Genomic DNA, 17,243 nt, shown 5'->3' with positions numbered 1-17,243 from the left:
GCCGTCAGAACCGGCGGGCGAGCGCCAGCGTCCGCCGGGCCGCCGCCACCACCGCCGCGTCGACGAACCGGCCGTCCGGCAGCGCCTGGGCGCCCCGTTCTCCCTCCGCCGCCTTCACGACCGCTTCCGCCTCCTCCACCTCCCTGCGCGTGGGCAGGTAGGCCCGTTCGATGACCGGCAGCTGCCGGGGATGGACGGCCGCCCGGCCCAGGAAGCCGAGGGCGCGGCCGCGCGCGCAGGACGCGGCCAGGCCCTCCAGGTCGCGGATGTCCTGGTGGACCGACTGCGGCGGTGGCGGCAGCCCCGCCGCCCGGGCGGCCACCACGATCCGGGAGCGGGGCCAGTCGAGGCCCGCGTCGTCGCGGACGCCCAGATCGGCACGGAGATCCGCCTCACCGAGCGAGATGCCGCGCAGCGCGGGGTGGGCCGCGGCGATGGCGTGGGCGCGTTCCACGGCCAGGGCCGTCTCCAGCAGCGCGTACAGCGCCGGAGACGTCGTCCGCGCGACGCGGACCACCTGTTCGGGCCCCGTCACCTTCGGCAGCCGCAGGCCGGACAACCCGGGCAGCGCCGCCAGAGCCGCCAGGTCCCGGGCCGCCGACGGGCCGTCCAGGGCGTTCACGCGGACATGCACCGGGACCGGCTGCGGGGCGCGCAGCAGGTCGGCGGTGGCGGCACGGGCGTACTCCTTGCGGTCGGGGGCGACCGCGTCCTCCAGGTCGATCACCACCACGTCGGCGCCGGACTTCAGGGCCTTGGCGACCACGTGCGGCCGGTCGCCGGGCGCGTACAGCCAGGTCAGCGGGACCGTCATACGGCTCCTTCCGCCCGCAGGGCCGCCACCTCGGCCGGGGTCAGGCCGAGCTCCGTGAGGACCGCCTCGGTGTCCGCGCCGTGCGGCCGGCCCGCCCAGCGGATCGCGCCGGGCGTGGCGGAGAGCCGGAAGAGGACGTTCTGCATGCGCAGCGGCCCCAGTTCGGGATCGTCGACGGTGGTGATCGTGTCGAGGGCCGCGTACTGCGGGTCGGTCATCACCTCCCGCACGTCCTGGACCGGGGCCGCCGCCGCCTCCGCCTTCTCGAAGGCGGCCAGCACGTCGTCGCGGGTCTGCCCGGCGATCCAGCCGCCGACCGCCCGGTCCAGGACGTCCGCGTGCCGGGCCCGGCCGTCGCCCGTCGCGAACCACGGCTCGTCGATCAGTTCCGGCCGTCCCACCAGGTGCATGACGCGCTCGGCGACGGACTGGGCGGAGGTGGACACCGCCACCCAGCAGCCGTCGGCGGTGCGGTAGGTGCCGCGCGGGGCGTTGTTCTGGGAGCGGTTGCCGGTACGGGGCTGGACGTGGCCGAGCTGGTCGTACCAGAGGGGCTGGGGACCCAGGACGGTCAGGATCGGCTCGATGATCGCCATGTCGACGACCTGGCCCTCGCCCGTGCGCTCCCGCGCGGCCAGCGCCGTCATCACCGCGTACGCCGTGGCCAGGCCGGTGATCGAGTCGGCGAGGCCGAACGGCGGGAGCGTCGGCGGCCCGTCCGGCTCGCCGGTGATCGCGGCGAAGCCGCTCATCGCCTCGGCGAGGGTGCCGAAGCCGGGCCGGTGGGCGTAGGGGCCGAACTGGCCGAAGGCGGTGACCCGGGCGAGCACCAGCCGCGGGTTGACGGCGGACAGCTCCGGCCAGCCGAGGTCCCACTTCTCCAGGGTGCCGGGGCGGAAGTTCTCGACGATCACGTCCGCCGTGGCGGCCAGCCGCAGCAGGGTGGCGCGGCCGCCCGGCCGGGACAGGTCCAGGGTGACGGTGCGCTTGTTGCGGCCCAGCAGCTTCCACCACAGCCCCACGCCGTTCTTCGACGGGCCGTGGCCGCGGGACGGGTCGGGTCTGCCGGGGTGCTCGACCTTGACGACCTCCGCGCCGAAGTCGCCGAGCATCGTGGCGGCGAGCGGACCGGCGAAGAGGGTGGCGAGGTCGAGGACGCGCAGACCGGTCAGCGGGGCGTCGGCCCGGGCGTCCCGGGCGGGGGCGGCGGGGGTCATGGGCGGGAGGCCTCCAGACGCGTGAGGTGGGCGAGGGTGTCGAAGCCGGTGCCGTCGAAGTCGGCGATGGAGCTGGCCAGCCGGTTCTTCAGCGGGGCGGTCCAGCGTTCGGGGAGGGCGGCGGGGTCGCCGGCGAGGAGGGCGCTGACGCTGCCCGCCGTGGCGCCGTTGGAGTCGGTGTCCCAACCGCCGGACACCACACGGCAGATGGACCCGGTGAAGTCGCCGTCGGCGTGGGTGAGGGCGGCGGCGACGAGCGCCGTGTTGGGCACCGCGTGCACCCAGTGATGGGCGGGGGAGTGGAGGGCGTGCAGCTCGTCGACGACCCGGTCGAAGTCCCGGTGCCGGCGCGCCAGCCGGACGGCGTGGCGAACGGCCCCGGCCAGCCGCGAGTCGGGCGGGATCACGGCGAGGCCGGTGCGCAGGCAGGCGTGCACGTCGTGGGCGCCGGTGGCGGCCTGGGCGATCACGGCGGCCGCGAACATCGCCGCGTAGACGCCGTTGGCGGTGTGGGTGAGGGTGGCGTCGCGGTGGGCCTGGGCGGCCGCGGCCGCGGGGTCGCCGGGGTTGGTCCAGCCATGGACGTCGGCGCGGATCAGGGCCCCGATCCACTCGCGGAAGGGGTTGCGGTGGCGGGCCGTGTGCGGGGGTTCGACGCCGCTGAGGAGGTTGCGGTAGGCGACGCGTTCGGCGGTGAAGGCGCGGCCCGCCGGGAGTTCCTCCAGCCAGAGGGACGCCACGTCGGCGGTGGTGAAGCCCCGGCCGTGACGTTGCAGCAACAGCAGGTTGAGCAGCGGGTAGTTGAGGTCGTCGTCCTCCGGCATGCCGTCGATGTTCTCGGCGAGGGAGGTCGGTGCCGAGCGGCGGTTGAAGGGGAACCGGGCGGACAGTTCGGCGGGCACTCCCCGGCCGGTGAAGTACGTGTGCAGGGGGTGGTTGCCGGTGGCTTCGGCCAGTTGCCGGATGCCCTCGAGGGGCAGCTTCTCGACGGGCTTGCCGAGCAGGCAGCCGACGGCACGCCCGAGCCAGGCCGCCTCGAGAGGGGACGCCTCGAGACGGGCCGGGTCGACGCGGGCGGGTTCGGCGCGGGCGGGGTCGAGGTGGGCGGGGTCGAGGTGGGCCGGGGCGACGCGTACGGCGGGGCCGGCTGCCGGCCAGTCCGGGCACAGCGCCTTGATCCGCTCCAGGTCCGTCGGCTCACGGTCGGTCAGGGCGCTGGGCAGTTCGGCGAGTTCGTCGAGCAGGTCCTCGGCGAGCAGGCGGAGGTAACGCGAGGCCGGTTCGGGTGACGCGCCCGCCCGCGGCGGCGCCGGCCGGCCGCCCGCCGCCCGCCAGCGCGCGGCGATCGCGGCGGGCTCGCGGCCGTCCAGCGCCGCCTGGCGCAGTTCGTGGCCGATCAGATCCTCCGGCTGGACCCACGTCAGTCGCAGCACGCCGGGCCCCCGATCCCGGCGAACGCCGCCTCGTGCGCCCGGCGCCGGCGTACGTCCCGCGCGAAGACCTCCCGGGTCACACCGATGAGCGTCCGCGCCGGTTCCCACAGGTCCAGGCGGCTGGCATCGGCGACCGTCCGCGCCCAGTCCTCCGGGACCGGGGAGCCCAGGGCCCCGGCCAGCGCACCGGCCATCGTCGCGATGGAGTCGCAGTCGCGCCCGTAGTTCACCGCGCCCAGGACCGCCTGCCGGAAGTCGCCGCCGGCGACCACCAGCATGCCGAGCGCGACCGGCAGTTCCTCGATCGCGTGCAGGCGGGAGGGGCGGCGGGCGCCGAGGGAGGGCTGCCGGTAGTCCGGGCCCACGGTGTCGTAGGGGGCCACCGCCTCCCGCAGCGGGGTCAGGGCCGACTCGAATTCCGAGTGGCGGGCGGCCGCTTCACAGACCCGCTCGATCGCCGCCCGGGTGCCGTCCTTCGCCCGCGCCAGGCAGGCGGCGACGACCGAGTCCGGGTTCGCCCCGGGCGCGCACGCCGCCGCCACCGCAGCGGCGAAGACGCCCGCCGCCTCCCTGCCGTACGACGACTGGTGGGCGCCCGCGACGTCCAGCGCCTCGGCGTAGGCGCCCGCCGGGTTGGCCGCGTTGACCAGGCCGACGGGGGCCATGTACATCGCGGCACCGCAGTTGACGATGTTGCCGACGCCGGCCTCACGGGGGTCGGCGTGCCCGTAGTGCAGGCGGGCCACCAGCCACTTCTCGGCGAGGAAGATCCGCTGCAACGGCAGCGCCGCCGCCTCCAGTTCCGGAATCCAGCGCGGGTTGGTCATCAGGTCGGGGACCAGGTGTTCCGCGACGGCGTAGGCGTCGAGGTGGTCGCGGACGGTCGCGTAGACCCGTACCAGGGCGTGCGTCATCAACGTGTCGTCGGTGACGTGGCCGTCGCCCTTGTGGTACGGGGCGATGGGGCGGGCGGTGCGCCAGGCGTCACCGTGCCAGGGGCCGACGATCCCGGCGACGCGGCCGCCGTGGCGCCGGCGGATCTGGTCGGGGGAGTAGCCCTCGACGGGGCCGCCGAGGGCGTCGCCGACCGCCGCGCCGACCAGGGCGCCGGTGATCCTGCCGTCCAGCGTTCCCTCCGCTTCGGGCGCGACAGGCGTCATGGGCACCGTGGGAGGTGTGGGTGGTGTGGGCGTCATGTCCCGAATCATCCCCCCGGTGGTGCCGGTTGTACGGCTTCCAGGAGTTCGGCGAGTTCCACCAGGTCCGTACCGGTGAGGCGGGGCAGGGCGCAGCCGGACAGGGTGCGGCAGGCGTCCCGCCAGGCGGCGGGGACCGCCGCGCGCCCGCCGAGGGCCCCGGTCAGCGCGCCCGCGAGGGCCGGGGCGGAGTCGGCGACCCGGGACAGACAGGCCGCGGCCGGTACCGCCTCCGCGATCCGGCCCCGCGCGGCGGTGGCCAGCGCCAGGGCGACCGGGACCGTCTCGGCGGCGGCGATGCCGTAGCTGTAGACGTGGTCGACGATGCGGTGTTCGAGCAGCGGGACCAGGGCGAAGGCGGAGCCGGCGGCGCGGGCGAGGCGGAGCGCGTGACGGGCGTTGCGGCCGATCTCGGTGCTCTCGGGCAGCTGCGCGAGGGCGGCGGTCACGCACGCGTCCACGTCCGCCGCGGCGAGGGCGAGCGCGAGGGCCGCCGCCATCGCCCGCGCGCCGTGCACGCCGTCGCCGTCCTGGGTGTAGCGGGCGTCGAACTCGGCCAGGTCGGCGGCGCGCCCGGGGTCGCCGGGGTGGGCGACGGCGAGGACGCAGGCCCGCACGCAGGCCGCGTCGTCGAAGTGGTGCGGGTTGTCGTGCCCGGTGGCGGGCGGACGGAGACCCGCGGCGAGGTTGCCGAGACCGGCGCGGACGGAGATGCGGGCGCGGAGGGGGAGCACGGCCGACTCGACCTCCGGGGCGCGGTCGGCGGCCGCGGCGACCTCGCTCGCGAGCGCGTTCCAGGTGAGGTCGATCGCGGCCCGGGCACGGCGCTGCCTGCTCAGGTCCCCCAGCGCGTCGTCGTCACCGGCCCGCAGCAGCGCCTCCGCCGCGAACGCCGCCCACTCGGCGTCGTCGGAGGGGCCGAGCAGCAGGGGCTCCGGAGGCTGGTTCAGGGCGATGGGGACGGGGAGCGTGGTCGTCGCGTTCTGCTCGGCGAAGGTGTCCAGCTCGCGGGTGAGGCGGCGGGTCCACTCCGGCATACGGGCGGCACGGTGGCGGGCGGCGGGCCAGCCGGCGGCGTCGCCCGCGGCGAGGCCGAGGAGGAGGCCGGCGATGCGGTGTGCCTGCGGCGGCTTGGCGGTGTCCACGGCCTCGGCTGCGCCTTCGGCCGGGTGAGTGTTCCCACCCGCACTGCCCGTGCGGCTTTCGTGGTCGGGTGCGGGTGGCCGCGGTGGGGGGTTCTCGCCGTCGGCGGCCGGCGGGTTGTGGGGTGGGGTGGTCGGCGGGGCCGGTGGGGGGTCAAGGGCGGTCGCGGTCGTCGTCGGTTCGGTCCAGGGGGTCGGTGGGGTCATCGGGGGGCTCCGGTCCGGTGGGTGGGGTGGTCAGCAGGTCGGCGATGTCCAGGACGTGGTGGCCCGCCATCGCCGGCAGGCAGCGGCCCCGGGCCGGACCGATCGCCGCCGCCCACTCCCCGGGGATCGCCGACACACCGCACGTCGCTCCCGCCAGCGCGCCCGCCACGGCCGCCGTCGTGTCGGCGTCGCGGCCCATGTTGACGGCCGTCAGGACGGCCTGGACGAAGTCGCCGTCGGCCGCCGCGTAGGCGCCGAAGGCGAGGGCGACCGCCTCGGGCGCCAGGTCGGTCCACGGGTAGCCGCCGACGACCACGGCCGAGCGGAGGGCCCGTTCGCCGCGGTGCGCGACGGCCACCGCCCGGCGCAGGCAACGCGCCGTCCACGAGTCGTCCGGCACCACGGCCAGCGCGGAGGCGACGACCGCGACCGGGGACGCCCCCGCCATCGCGGCCGCCACCCCGGCCGCGACCGCCCGGCCGCCGTGGATGCCCTCGCCCTCGTGGCTGACCGAGCCGTCGACCGCCGCCAGCCGGGCCGCCTCGGCGGGGCGGCCCGCGGCGAACACTCCGAACGGCGCCGCGCGCATCGCGAGCCCGTCGCTCCAGGCGTGGCGGTGCTGGGCGGAGATGGGGGCGGCCAGGCCGCGGCGCAGGTTCTCCAGCGTGCCCCGCTCGCTGAAACCGGCGCCCCGGAACGGCCCCTCCTCCCGGTCCGCGATCCACTCGTGCCAGGCCGCCTCCACGTGGGCCGGCGTGAGCGCGGATCCGTGGCGGGCCAGCAGGAGACCGGAGAAGATCGTGTACTCGGTGTCGTCCGTCCCGCACGGCGTCTCGGCGACGAAACCGGTGATGCGGCCCCAGCGGGCGCGGATCTCGGAGGGCTTCAGGTTCTCCGCGGGCGCCCCGAGGGCGTCGCCGACGGCGAGGCCGAGCAGCGCGCCGCGGGCCCGTGCGCGGAGACCGGCGGTGTCGTCGGGCGCCGGGACCGGGGGACTGCAGGCGGTCGATGCCATACGCGGCCTCTTCTCCGGGGGCTCCTCCGGGGCTCGGCGGCGGCCCTGCCCGGGGCGCCGCGCCCTTTGCGGATGTGTGCCACGCGAGCGGCCGCGCAGAGCCGGGCGGACCGCAGCGTCACCCGGTCGACAGGTGAGCGCCACCCGCCACGGATGAGTATCGAAACGGTAAAACCGCTGGTTAGCGCAGCCTTTCCTTGCTGGCGCGCGGGAGGAGAACGGCGTAAGTTCTGGACGTCGAAAAGTAGAACTCGTCCAAAGTTAGCTTTGGCTAAGCTTCCTGGGGGAACATTCGTGGCCATCATCGACAACGAGGCCGCGCTGCACGTGGCGCACCGGGACAACCACACCCACCGCGACGTCAACGGCGGCTGGCTGCGCCCCGCCGTCTTCGGCGCGATGGACGGACTGGTCTCCAACCTCGCCCTGATCACCGGCGTGGCCGGCGGCTCCGTGGGTCCGAGCACCATCGTCCTGACCGGCCTCGCCGGCCTCGCCGCCGGCGCCTTCTCCATGGCCGCCGGCGAGTACACCTCCGTCGCCTCGCAGCGCGAGCTGGTCGAGGCCGAGCTGGAGGTGGAGCGCAGGGAGCTGCGCAAGCACCCGCAGGCCGAGGAGCTCGAGCTCGCCGCGCTCTACGAGGCCCGGGGCGTGGAACCGGAGCTGGCCCGGGAGGTCGCCCGGCAGCTCTCCCGCGACCCCGAGCAGGCCCTGGAGATACACGCCCGCGAGGAACTCGGCATCGACCCGGGCGACCTGCCGTCGCCGCTGGTCGCGGCCGTGTCGTCGTTCGGGGCCTTCGCGATCGGCGCGCTGCTGCCCGTCCTGCCGTACCTGCTGGGCGCCACCGCCCTGTGGCCGGCGCTGTTGCTCGCGCTCCTCGGGCTGTTCGCGTGCGGCGCCGTGGTGGCCAGGGTCACCGCGCGCAGCTGGTGGTACAGCGGTCTGCGCCAGCTCGCCCTGGGCGGCGCGGCGGCCGGTGTGACGTACGCCCTGGGCACTTTGTTCGGATCCGCCGTAGGATAGAGGAACTGCTACGTATGCGTTGGGCCGCATAAGTAGTTGTTACTCGCTGGTTTCGACTGTTTGACCACCGGGCATGAGCCGTACGCGCTGCGGGCAATGACGCTCGTGGCGCACCCGCGGCGTGGGCGACAACGCTCCCTCCGCCACCGGGCCGACGGGCACCGATCTGTCCGCTCAGCTCCCCATGGTTTCCGCCGCCAGGCGCGGTACCCCACCGCGGCCACGCGGCGTCCGCATGCTGGAACGGAGTATCCGGTTCCCGATAACCGCTCCATCATGTAACCTGCACGAAATTTTGCACAAGCAGAGGGCCAACGTCGTCCCTCGGCAATCTGCATGCCACTTGAGACGACGACGGGAGAGCCGATGCGTACGCCGCGCCAGCCGTCCCAGCATTCCGCGAATGGCCAGAACTGGTCGTTCATGGATGCTCGCCCTGCTGCGCAGGGTATGTACGACCCCCGCAACGAACACGACGCCTGCGGCGTCGGTTTCGTCGCCACCCTCACCGGCGAGGCGTCGCACACGCTGGTCGAGCAGGGCCTGACCGTCCTGCGCAACCTGGAGCACCGCGGTGCCACCGGCTCCGAGCCCGACTCCGGCGACGGTGCCGGAATCCTCGCGCAGGTGCCCGACGCCTTCTTCCGTGAGGTGGCCGGATTCGAGCTGCCCGAGGCCGGTGCCTTCGCGGTCGGTATCGCCTTCCTGCCGCAGGACGGCACCGAGGACGCCGTCTCACGTATCGAGACGATCGCCGCCGAGGAGGACCTGACGGTCCTCGGCTGGCGCGAGGTCCCCGTCGCCCCCGAGCTGCTCGGCGCGACCGCCCGCTCCACGATGCCCGTCTTCCGCCAGATCTTCGTGACCGACGGACGGTCGAACGGGATCGAGCTCGACCGCAAGGCCTTCGTGCTGCGCAAGCGCTCCGAGCGTGAGGCCGGCGTCTACTTCCCGTCGCTGTCCGCGCGGACGATCGTCTACAAGGGCATGCTGACCACCGGCCAGCTCGAGCCCTTCTTCCCGGACCTGTCCGACCGCCGCTTCGCGTCCGCGATCGCGCTCGTGCACTCCCGGTTCTCCACCAACACCTTCCCGAGCTGGCCGCTCGCGCACCCCTACCGCTTCGTCGCGCACAACGGTGAGATCAACACCGTCAAGGGCAACCGCAACTGGATGCGCGCCCGCGAGTCGCAGCTTGCCTCCGACCTGTTCGGCCCGCAGGACAAGCTGGCGCGGACCTTCCCGGTCTGCACGCCCGACGCCTCCGACTCCGCGTCCTTCGACGAGGTGCTCGAGCTGCTGCACCTCGGCGGCCGTTCGCTTCCGCACGCGGTGCTGATGATGATCCCGGAGGCGTGGGAGAACCACGACTCCATGGACCCGGCCCGGCGCGCCTTCTACCAGTTCCACTCCACGCTGATGGAGCCCTGGGACGGCCCCGCCACCGTCACCTTCACCGACGGCGTCCAGGTCGGCGCCGTGCTCGACCGCAACGGCCTGCGCCCCGGCCGCTACTGGGTCACCGACGACGGCCTCGTCGTCCTCGCCTCCGAGGTCGGCGTCCTCGACATCGACCCCGCGAAGGTCGTCCGCAAGGGCCGCCTGCAGCCCGGCCGCATGTTCCTGGTGGACACCGCCGAGCACCGCATCATCGAGGACGACGAGATCAAGGCCGCCCTCGCCGCCGAGCAGCCCTACGCCGAGTGGCTGGAGGCCGGCGAGATCGAGCTGGGCGACCTGCCCGAGCGCGAGCACATCGTGCACACGCACGCCTCCGTCACCCGCCGCCAGCAGACCTTCGGCTACACCGAGGAGGAGCTGCGGGTCATCCTCGCGCCGATGGCCAAGGCCGGCGCCGAGCCGATCGGCTCGATGGGCACCGACAGCCCGATCGCGGCCCTCTCCGAGCGCCCGCGGCTGCTGTTCGACTACTTCACCCAGCTGTTCGCGCAGGTCACCAACCCGCCGCTGGACGCGATCCGGGAGGAGCTCGTCACCTCCCTGCGCTCCTCGCTCGGCCCGGAGGGCAACCTGCTGGAGCCGACGGCCGCCTCCTGTCGCACGGTCACCCTGCCCTTCCCGGTGATCGACAACGACGAGCTGGCCAAGCTCATCCACATCAACGCCGACGGCGACATGCCCGGCTTCAAGGCCGCGACCCTCTCCGGCCTGTACCGGGTCTCCGGCGGCGGCGACGCCCTCGCCGCGCGCATCGACGAGATCTGCGCCGAGGCGGACACCGCCATCGACAACGGCGCCCGCCTGATCGTCCTGTCGGACCGCCACTCGGACGCCGAGCACGCGCCGATCCCGTCGCTGCTGCTGACCGCGGCCGTCCACCACCACCTCATCCGCACCAAGCAGCGCACCCAGGTGGGCCTGCTGGTCGAGGCCGGCGACGTCCGCGAGGTCCACCACGTCGCCCTGCTCATCGGCTACGGCGCCGCCGCCGTCAACCCGTACCTGGCCATGGAGTCCGTCGAGGACCTGGTCCGCGCGGGCACCTTCCTGCCCGGCATCGAGTCCGAGAAGGCCATCCGCAACCTCATCTACGCCCTCGGCAAGGGCGTGCTGAAGGTCATGTCCAAGATGGGCATCTCGACCGTCGCCTCCTACCGCGGCGCCCAGGTCTTCGAGGCCGTCGGTCTCGACGAGGCCTTCGTCGAGAAGTACTTCAACGGCACCGCCACCAAGATCGGCGGCGTCGGCATCGACGTCATCGCCAAGGAGGTCGCCGCCCGCCACGCGAAGGCGTACCCGGCCTCCGGCATCGCCCCGGCGCACCGCGCGCTGGATATCGGCGGCGAGTACCAGTGGCGCCGCGAGGGCGAGCCGCACCTGTTCGACCCGGAGACGGTCTTCCGCCTCCAGCACTCCACCCGCTCCGGCCGCTACGACGTCTTCAAGAAGTACACGTCCCGGGTGAACGAGCAGTCCGAGCGGCTGATGACGCTGCGCGGCCTGTTCGGCTTCAAGTCCGACCGGCAGCCGGTCCCGATCGACGAGGTCGAGCCGGTCTCCGAGATCGTCAAGCGCTTCTCCACCGGCGCCATGTCGTACGGCTCCATCTCCAAGGAGGCGCACGAGACCCTCGCCATCGCCATGAACCAGCTGGGCGGCAAGTCCAACACCGGTGAGGGCGGCGAGGACCCGGAGCGCCTGTACGACCCGGCGCGCCGGTCGTCCATCAAGCAGGTCGCCTCCGGCCGCTTCGGCGTGACCAGCGAGTACCTGGTCAACGCGGACGACATCCAGATCAAGATGGCGCAGGGCGCCAAGCCCGGCGAGGGCGGCCAGCTGCCCGGCCACAAGGTCTACCCGTGGGTCGCCAAGACGCGTCACTCGACGCCGGGCGTGGGCCTGATCTCCCCGCCGCCGCACCACGACATCTACTCCATCGAAGACCTGGCCCAGCTGATCCACGACCTGAAGAACGCGAACCCGCGGGCGCGGATCCACGTCAAGCTGGTCTCCGAGGTCGGTGTCGGCACGGTCGCGGCCGGTGTGTCCAAGGCGCACGCGGACGTGGTCCTCATCTCCGGCCACGACGGCGGCACCGGCGCCTCGCCGCTGACGTCGCTGAAGCACGCGGGCGGCCCCTGGGAGCTCGGCCTCGCCGAGACCCAGCAGACCCTGCTGCTCAACGGCCTGCGCGACCGCATCGTCGTGCAGACCGACGGCCAGCTCAAGACCGGCCGCGACGTCGTCATCGCCGCGCTGCTCGGCGCCGAGGAGTTCGGTTTCGCGACCGCGCCGCTCGTCGTCTCCGGCTGCGTCATGATGCGCGTCTGCCACCTGGACACCTGCCCGGTCGGCATCGCCACGCAGAACCCGGTCCTGCGCGACCGCTTCTCCGGCAAGGCCGAGTACGTGGTGAACTTCTTCCAGTTCATCGCCGAGGAGGTCCGCGAGCTGCTGGCCGAGCTGGGCTTCCGCTCCATCGAGGAGGCCGTCGGCCACGCCGAGACGCTCGACGTGACCCGCGCGGTCGACCACTGGAAGGCCCAGGGCCTGAACCTGGAGCCGCTGTTCCACGTGCCCGCGCTGGCCGAGGGCGCCGCCCGCCACCAGGTGATCGCCCAGGACCACGGCCTGGAGAAGGCGCTCGACAACGAGCTGATCAAGCTCGCCGCCGACGCCCTGGCCGCCGACTCGGCGACCGAGGCCCAGCCGGTGCGCGCCCAGGTCGCGATCCGCAACATCAACCGCACGGTCGGCACGATGCTCGGCCACGAGGTGACGAAGAAGTTCGGCGGGGCGGGACTGCCCGACGGCACCATCGACATCACCTTCACCGGCTCGGCCGGCCAGTCCTTCGGCGCCTTCCTGCCGCGCGGCGTCACGCTGCGCCTGGAGGGCGACGCGAACGACTACGTCGGCAAGGGCCTGTCCGGCGGCCGCGTCGTCGTCCGCCCGGACCGGGGCGCCGACCACCTGGCCGAGTACTCCACCATCGCGGGCAACACCATCGCCTACGGCGCGACCGGCGGCGAGCTGTTCCTGCGCGGCCGCACCGGCGAGCGGTTCTGCGTCCGCAACTCCGGCGCGACGGTCGTCTCCGAGGGCGTGGGCGACCACGGCTGCGAGTACATGACCGGCGGTCACGCGGTGGTCCTCGGCCCGACCGGCCGCAACTTCGCGGCCGGCATGTCCGGCGGTGTCGCCTACGTGATCGACCTCAACCGCGACGACGTCAACGCCGGCAACCTCGACGCGATCGAGGCGCTGGACGACGCCGACAAGCAGTGGCTGCACGAAGCGGTGCGCCGCCACCAGGACGAGACGGGCTCCACGGTCGCCGAGAAGCTGCTCGCCGACTGGGACTCGGCCGTGAACCGCTTCAGCAAGATCATCCCCCGCACGTACAAGGCAGTGCTCGCCGCCAAGGACGCCGCCGAGCGAGCCGGTCTGTCCGAGACCGAGATCACCGAGAAGATGATGGAGGCGGCGATCAATGGCTGACCCGAAGGGCTTTCTGAACCACGGCCGTGAGGTCGCCAAGACCCGCCCCGTCGGCGAGCGCGTCAAGGACTGGAACGAGGTCTACGTCCCCGGCTCCCTGCTGCCGATCATCAGCAAGCAGGCCAGCCGGTGCATGGACTGCGGCATCCCGTTCTGCCACAACGGCTGTCCGCTGGGGAACCTGATCCCCGAGTGGAACGACTACGCCTACCGCGAGGACTGGTCGGCCGCGCAGGAGCGCCTGCACGCGACGAACAACTTCCCGGAGTTCACCGGCCGCCTGTGCCCGGCTCCGTGCGAGTCGGCGTGCGTGCTCGGCATCAACCAGGCGCCGGTCACCATCAAGAACGTCGAGGTCTCGATCATCGACAAGGCGTGGGAGACCGGGGACGTCGCCCCGCAGATCCCGGAGCGCCTGTCCGGCAAGACGGTCGCGGTCATCGGCTCGGGCCCGGCGGGTCTGGCCGCCGCCCAGCAGCTGACCCGGGCCGGCCACACCGTCGCCGTCTACGAGCGCGCGGACCGCATCGGAGGCCTCCTCCGCTACGGCATCCCCGAGTTCAAGATGGAGAAGCGGCACATCAACCGCCGTATCGAGCAGATGCGCGCGGAGGGCACCCGCTTCCGCACCGGCATCGAGATCGGCCGCGACCTGAAGGCGACCGACCTGAAGAAGCGGTACGACGCCGTGGTCCTGGCCGTCGGCGCCACCACCGCCCGTGACCTGCCCGTCCCCGGCCGCGAGCTGAAGGGCGTCTACCAGGCCATGGAGTACCTGCCGCTGGCCAACAAGGTCCAGGAGGGCGACTACGTCACCACCCCGATCTCGGCCGAGGGCAAGCACGTCGTGGTCATCGGCGGCGGCGACACCGGCGCGGACTGCGTGGGCACCGCCCACCGCCAGGGCGCGGCCTCGGTGACGCAGCTGGAGATCATGCCCCGCCCGAACGACGAGCGGAACCCGGTCTCCCAGCCGTGGCCGACCTTCCCGATGCTCTACAAGGTCACCTCGGCGCACGAGGAGGGCGGCGAGCGGGTCTACTCCGTCTCCACCACCCACTTCGAGGGCGACGAGGACGGCAACGTCCAGTGGCTGCACCTCACCGAGGTGGAGTTCGTCGACGGCAAGCTGACCCAGAAGCCGGGCACGGAGCGCAAGATCCCCGCCCAGCTGGTCACCCTCGCCATGGGCTTCACCGGCACCGACCGGGAGAACGGCCTGGTGGAGCAGTTCGGCCTGGGACTCGACGAGCGCGGCAACATCGCCCGCGACGCCGACTTCCAGACCAACGTGCCCGGCGTGTTCGTCGCCGGTGACGCCGGCCGCGGCCAGTCGCTCATCGTGTGGGCTATCGCGGAGGGCCGCTCGGCCGCCCGCGGCGTCGACCGCTTCCTGACCGGCGCCAGCGACCTGCCGGCCCCGATCCGCCCGACCGACCGCGCCCTGATGGTCTGACGGACCCCCCCAGCGTCCCGTACAACGGCGTACGGCACACCGACGGCGCCCGCCCCTTGTCCCCGACCGGACCCAGGGCGGGCGCCGTCGCACGTCGTGGGTCAGGGCACCCGGTAGGTCTCGCCGTACACCTGCCAGGTCAGCGGCGTCTTGAGGGACAGGTTGCCGTCGTACAGGAACTGCCGCTGGGCGTTGTCGATGCGGCTGGTGTCGATGGTGGCCTTCTTCCTCTTCATGGCCTCGCGGCGGATGTCGAGGAAGACGTCGAGGTACGACTTCTCCGAGCCGCCCTCGGAGGGCGTGTCCGCCTCCCGCAGCACACGCTCACGCAGCCCGTAGAAGCTGTTCGGGCCGGTGCCGGGGCCGTGGAAGACCATCGCGTCGTAGTAGACGAACTGGCCCAGGGTGCCCAGGCCGTCCAGCTTGGCGAGGCGGACCGCCGGGTCGAAGTAGACGCGGTCGCGCTCCTCGTCCTGCGCCGCACGGAAGGCGGGGCGCCGCGCCTCCGCCTTCCAGGCCGCGGTGAAGCCGGGGTCCAGGCCCTCGTGCGAGTCGGTGCCGTCGACCTTCCGCAGGGCGGGCAGATAGCCGGCGAGGCCGTTGCCGGGGTGGGCCTTGGTGTAGCGCTCGACGAGGGTGAGCATGTCGTGCGTGCCGGAGCAGAACCCGACGATGCCGGCCGTGTAGCCCTGGCCGTCGCCGATGTCCTCGATGTAGCCGTAGGCGCTGCGCCAGTCCAGCGTGGAGTTCTCGGCGCTCGCCACCAGCTTCTGGGCCAGCTCCTTCTTCACGGGCGCGGTCAGGCCCGGCGGCAGGTCGGCGATGACCTCGTCGTCCTCGGCCCGTTCCCGCTCGGCGCGGTCCTTGGCGTCCTGCCGGGCCTGCTGCGCGGCGGAGACGGGCTTGTCCGTGCCGCTGTCGGACTGCGCGGGCGCGAGGAAGTAGAACGCCGCCGTGGCGACCACGGGGGCGGCCGCGAAGAGGAGGCAACCAGCACGTTTCACAGACGGGCACCTTGGGTGAGATTTTCGGACATCGGCCACAGGGTACGGCCAGCCGGTTCACCGCAGGCGCCCGCTGTCGGTTCCGTGACCTTCACAGGCCAGGACGCGCGCGTCGCGAAACCGCCGGTGCAAGAGCACCGGCGGGACCTCACCCGCGGCGATCACCGCCGACGACCACCGCCCGGCACTCCTGCGGGGTGCCCCACGCGGTACGCAGGGCGCGGGCCTTGGTCAGCCACAGCGACAGGTCGTACTCCGCGGTGTAGCCGATCGCGCCGTGCAGCTGCAGTGCCGTGCGGGCGGTGGCGTACGCCGCCTCGCACGCGGCGGTCTTCGCCGCGGCGACGTCCCGCGGCGTCATCGTCAGCGCCGCCCCGAAGAGCAGGGGGCGCGCGAACTCCAGGGCGGTCCGCGCGTCGGCCAGCCGGTGCCTGACCGCCTGGAACGAGCCGACCGGCACCCCGAACTGCACCCGTCGCCGCACGTGGGCGACCGTACGGTCGAGGAGCGTGAGGCCGACGCCGAGGGCCTGGGCGGCGGTGGCCAGACGGGCCCACAGCAGGGCGTGCGCGGCGGGCGGGCCCGGGTCGAGGAGTTCACCGCCGGGAGCCAGCGGGGTGAGACGGCGGGCGGGGTCGAGGGAGCGGCGCACCGGGCCGTGGCCGGGGGCCAGGCGCAGACCGTCACCGTCCACGGCGAGCCGGACGGCCGCAGCGTCGCCGTCCAGCGCGCAGGCCGCCGTACCGCTCCGGCCAGTCGACCACCGACCAGCGCGCAGCGGCCAGTTCGGCCTCCCAGGCGCGATGGGCGGCGAAGCCCTCCGCGGTCTCCAGGGACGGCAGCGGCGCCGCCGGCACGTGCGCGCGCAGCCAGGCGCGGGCCTCGGCGCGGAAGGCGTCCTCTTCCTGCGTGAACGCGAGATCCATCGGCACCCGTCCTTCCCTGACAAGTGTGTAGGTTGGCGTGGCCATGACAGGCGTCGAGAGCCCGGCGTACGAGCCCGGGCACGGGCTGCTGCGGGACCGCACCGCCGTCATCACGGCCGCGGCCGGAACCGGCATCGGCGGCGCGACCGCGCGCCGCTTCCTGGAAGAGGGCGCGCGCGTACTGGTCAGCGACGCCCACGCGCCCCGCCTCGAGCGCTGCGCCGCCGAACTCGCCGCCGAGTTCGGCGCCGGCGCGGTCACCGCCCTGCCGTGCGACGTGACCGACGAGACCCAGGTGCAGACCCTGTTCGACACCACCGTCCGCACCCACGGACGGCTCGACGTCGTCGTCAACAACGCGGGCCTCGGCGGCACTTCGGACCTCGTCGAGATGAGCGACGAACAATGGTCACGCGTGCTCGACGTGACGCTCGGCGGCACCTTCCGGTGCACCCGGGCCGCGCTGCGCCGGATGCGGGAACACGGAGCCGGCGTCATCGTCAACAACGCCTCCGTCGTCGGCTGGCGCGCCCAGACCGGACAGGCGCACTACGCCGCCGCCAAAGCGGGGGTGATGGCGCTGACCCGGTGCGCCGCCCTGGAGGCCGCACGCCACGGGGTGCGGGTCAACGCCGTCTCACCGAGCCTCGCCCTGCACCCCCACCCGGTGAAGGTGACGACGCCCGAACTGCTGCGGGAACTCGCCGACCGCGAGGCCTTCGGACGGCACGCCGAGCCATGGGAGGTGGCCAACGTGATCGTGTTCCTGGCCTCCGGCTACTCCTCCTACATGACCGGCGAGGTCGTCGCCGTCAGCAGCCAGCACCCCTGACGGCCGGGCAGGC

The 17,243-nt window shown here is 73.5% G+C and carries 11 protein-coding genes and 2 pseudogenes; 4 read left to right on the top strand and 9 right to left on the bottom strand.

Going from position 1 to position 17,243, the window contains the following annotated elements; genetic code table 11:
• Nucleotides 1-4 precede the first annotated feature (4 nt).
• From ACZ5GT_RS04275 to ACZ5GT_RS04250, 6 genes are read right to left on the bottom strand one after another with little or no spacing between them, the layout of a single operon-like run.
• A complete protein-coding gene (locus ACZ5GT_RS04275; protein ID WP_469013966.1) occupies nucleotides 5-814 on the bottom strand; it encodes an HpcH/HpaI aldolase/citrate lyase family protein in 810 nt (269 codons plus the stop codon).
• Nucleotides 811-2,031: a CaiB/BaiF CoA transferase family protein gene (locus ACZ5GT_RS04270; protein WP_469013965.1), complete on the bottom strand. Its 1,221-nt coding sequence runs from the start codon at nucleotides 2,029-2,031 to the stop codon at nucleotides 811-813. Before ACZ5GT_RS04270 ends, ACZ5GT_RS04275 begins: the two co-directional genes overlap by 4 nt.
• Nucleotides 2,028-3,464: an ADP-ribosylglycohydrolase family protein gene (locus tag ACZ5GT_RS04265; RefSeq protein WP_469013964.1), complete on the bottom strand. Its 1,437-nt coding sequence runs from the start codon at nucleotides 3,462-3,464 to the stop codon at nucleotides 2,028-2,030. The genes ACZ5GT_RS04270 and ACZ5GT_RS04265 overlap by 4 nt, the downstream gene beginning before the upstream one ends.
• Nucleotides 3,452-4,624, bottom strand: coding sequence for an ADP-ribosylglycohydrolase family protein (locus ACZ5GT_RS04260; RefSeq protein ID WP_469014185.1), 1,173 nt, complete (start codon nucleotides 4,622-4,624; stop codon nucleotides 3,452-3,454). The genes ACZ5GT_RS04265 and ACZ5GT_RS04260 overlap by 13 nt, the downstream gene beginning before the upstream one ends.
• A 44-nt stretch (nucleotides 4,625-4,668) precedes the next feature.
• Nucleotides 4,669-6,009 (bottom strand): ADP-ribosylglycohydrolase family protein, encoded by a 1,341-nt coding sequence (locus ACZ5GT_RS04255; RefSeq protein ID WP_469013962.1) that lies wholly within the window; start codon nucleotides 6,007-6,009, stop codon nucleotides 4,669-4,671.
• Nucleotides 5,957-7,024 carry an ADP-ribosylglycohydrolase family protein gene (locus ACZ5GT_RS04250; protein WP_469013961.1) on the bottom strand — a complete coding sequence of 356 codons (1,068 nt, stop codon included), beginning with the start codon at nucleotides 7,022-7,024 and terminating at the stop codon, nucleotides 5,957-5,959. The genes ACZ5GT_RS04255 and ACZ5GT_RS04250 overlap by 53 nt, the downstream gene beginning before the upstream one ends.
• A gap of 294 nt (nucleotides 7,025-7,318) precedes the next feature.
• Between ACZ5GT_RS04250 and ACZ5GT_RS04245 the strand changes: the two genes are divergently transcribed.
• The 3 genes from ACZ5GT_RS04245 to ACZ5GT_RS04235 all read left to right on the top strand — a co-directional run bounded on the left by ACZ5GT_RS04245 (nucleotide 7,319) and on the right by ACZ5GT_RS04235 (nucleotide 14,468).
• Complete coding sequence (locus ACZ5GT_RS04245; RefSeq protein WP_469013960.1) at nucleotides 7,319-8,050, top strand: VIT1/CCC1 transporter family protein; 732 nt, start codon at nucleotides 7,319-7,321, stop codon at nucleotides 8,048-8,050.
• Between the two features lie 450 nt (nucleotides 8,051-8,500).
• A complete protein-coding gene (gene gltB / locus ACZ5GT_RS04240; protein WP_469013958.1) occupies nucleotides 8,501-13,012 on the top strand; it encodes a glutamate synthase large subunit in 4,512 nt (1,503 codons plus the stop codon).
• Entirely contained in the window at nucleotides 13,005-14,468 is a 1,464-nt protein-coding gene (locus ACZ5GT_RS04235; protein WP_469013956.1) for a glutamate synthase subunit beta, read from the top strand. The genes gltB and ACZ5GT_RS04235 overlap by 8 nt, the downstream gene beginning before the upstream one ends.
• A gap of 101 nt (nucleotides 14,469-14,569) precedes the next feature.
• Here the strand turns inward: ACZ5GT_RS04235 and ACZ5GT_RS04230 are convergent, their stop codons facing one another.
• The 3 genes and pseudogenes from ACZ5GT_RS04230 to ACZ5GT_RS04220 all read right to left on the bottom strand — a co-directional run.
• Nucleotides 14,570-15,472: a chitosanase gene (locus tag ACZ5GT_RS04230; protein ID WP_469013954.1), complete on the bottom strand. Its 903-nt coding sequence runs from the start codon at nucleotides 15,470-15,472 to the stop codon at nucleotides 14,570-14,572.
• 148 nt (nucleotides 15,473-15,620) lie between these two features.
• Nucleotides 15,621-16,205, bottom strand: a pseudogene (locus tag ACZ5GT_RS04225) (acyl-CoA dehydrogenase family protein); the annotation flags it as partial.
• Nucleotide 16,206: 1 nt separating this feature from the next.
• A pseudogene (locus ACZ5GT_RS04220) lies at nucleotides 16,207-16,398 on the bottom strand (acyl-CoA dehydrogenase); the annotation flags it as partial.
• 43 nt (nucleotides 16,399-16,441) lie between these two features.
• Here ACZ5GT_RS04220 and ACZ5GT_RS04215 point away from each other — a divergent pair.
• Nucleotides 16,442-17,230, top strand: coding sequence for an SDR family oxidoreductase (locus tag ACZ5GT_RS04215; protein WP_469013953.1), 789 nt, complete (start codon nucleotides 16,442-16,444; stop codon nucleotides 17,228-17,230).
• The last annotated feature ends 13 nt before the right edge of the window (nucleotides 17,231-17,243 follow it).

Source organism: Streptomyces sp. NPDC031340 (assembly GCF_055569945.1).
This window is presented reverse-complemented; position numbering and strand designations above follow the sequence as displayed.

What these genes read in the sequence shown, in the direction of transcription:
- ACZ5GT_RS04275 (WP_469013966.1), bottom strand. Translation starts at nt 814, where the DNA reads ATGACGGTCCCGCTGACCTGGCTGTACGCGCCCGGCGACCGGCCGCAC.
- ACZ5GT_RS04270 (WP_469013965.1), bottom strand. Translation starts at nt 2,031, where the DNA reads ATGACCCCCGCCGCCCCCGCCCGGGACGCCCGGGCCGACGCCCCGCTG.
- ACZ5GT_RS04260 (WP_469014185.1), bottom strand. Translation starts at nt 4,624, where the DNA reads ATGACGCCTGTCGCGCCCGAAGCGGAGGGAACGCTGGACGGCAGGATC.
- ACZ5GT_RS04255 (WP_469013962.1), bottom strand. Translation starts at nt 6,009, where the DNA reads ATGACCCCACCGACCCCCTGGACCGAACCGACGACGACCGCGACCGCC.
- ACZ5GT_RS04250 (WP_469013961.1), bottom strand. Translation starts at nt 7,024, where the DNA reads ATGGCATCGACCGCCTGCAGTCCCCCGGTCCCGGCGCCCGACGACACC.
- gltB (WP_469013958.1), top strand. Translation starts at nt 8,501, where the DNA reads ATGTACGACCCCCGCAACGAACACGACGCCTGCGGCGTCGGTTTCGTC.
- ACZ5GT_RS04235 (WP_469013956.1), top strand. Translation starts at nt 13,005, where the DNA reads ATGGCTGACCCGAAGGGCTTTCTGAACCACGGCCGTGAGGTCGCCAAG.
- ACZ5GT_RS04215 (WP_469013953.1), top strand. Translation starts at nt 16,442, where the DNA reads ATGACAGGCGTCGAGAGCCCGGCGTACGAGCCCGGGCACGGGCTGCTG.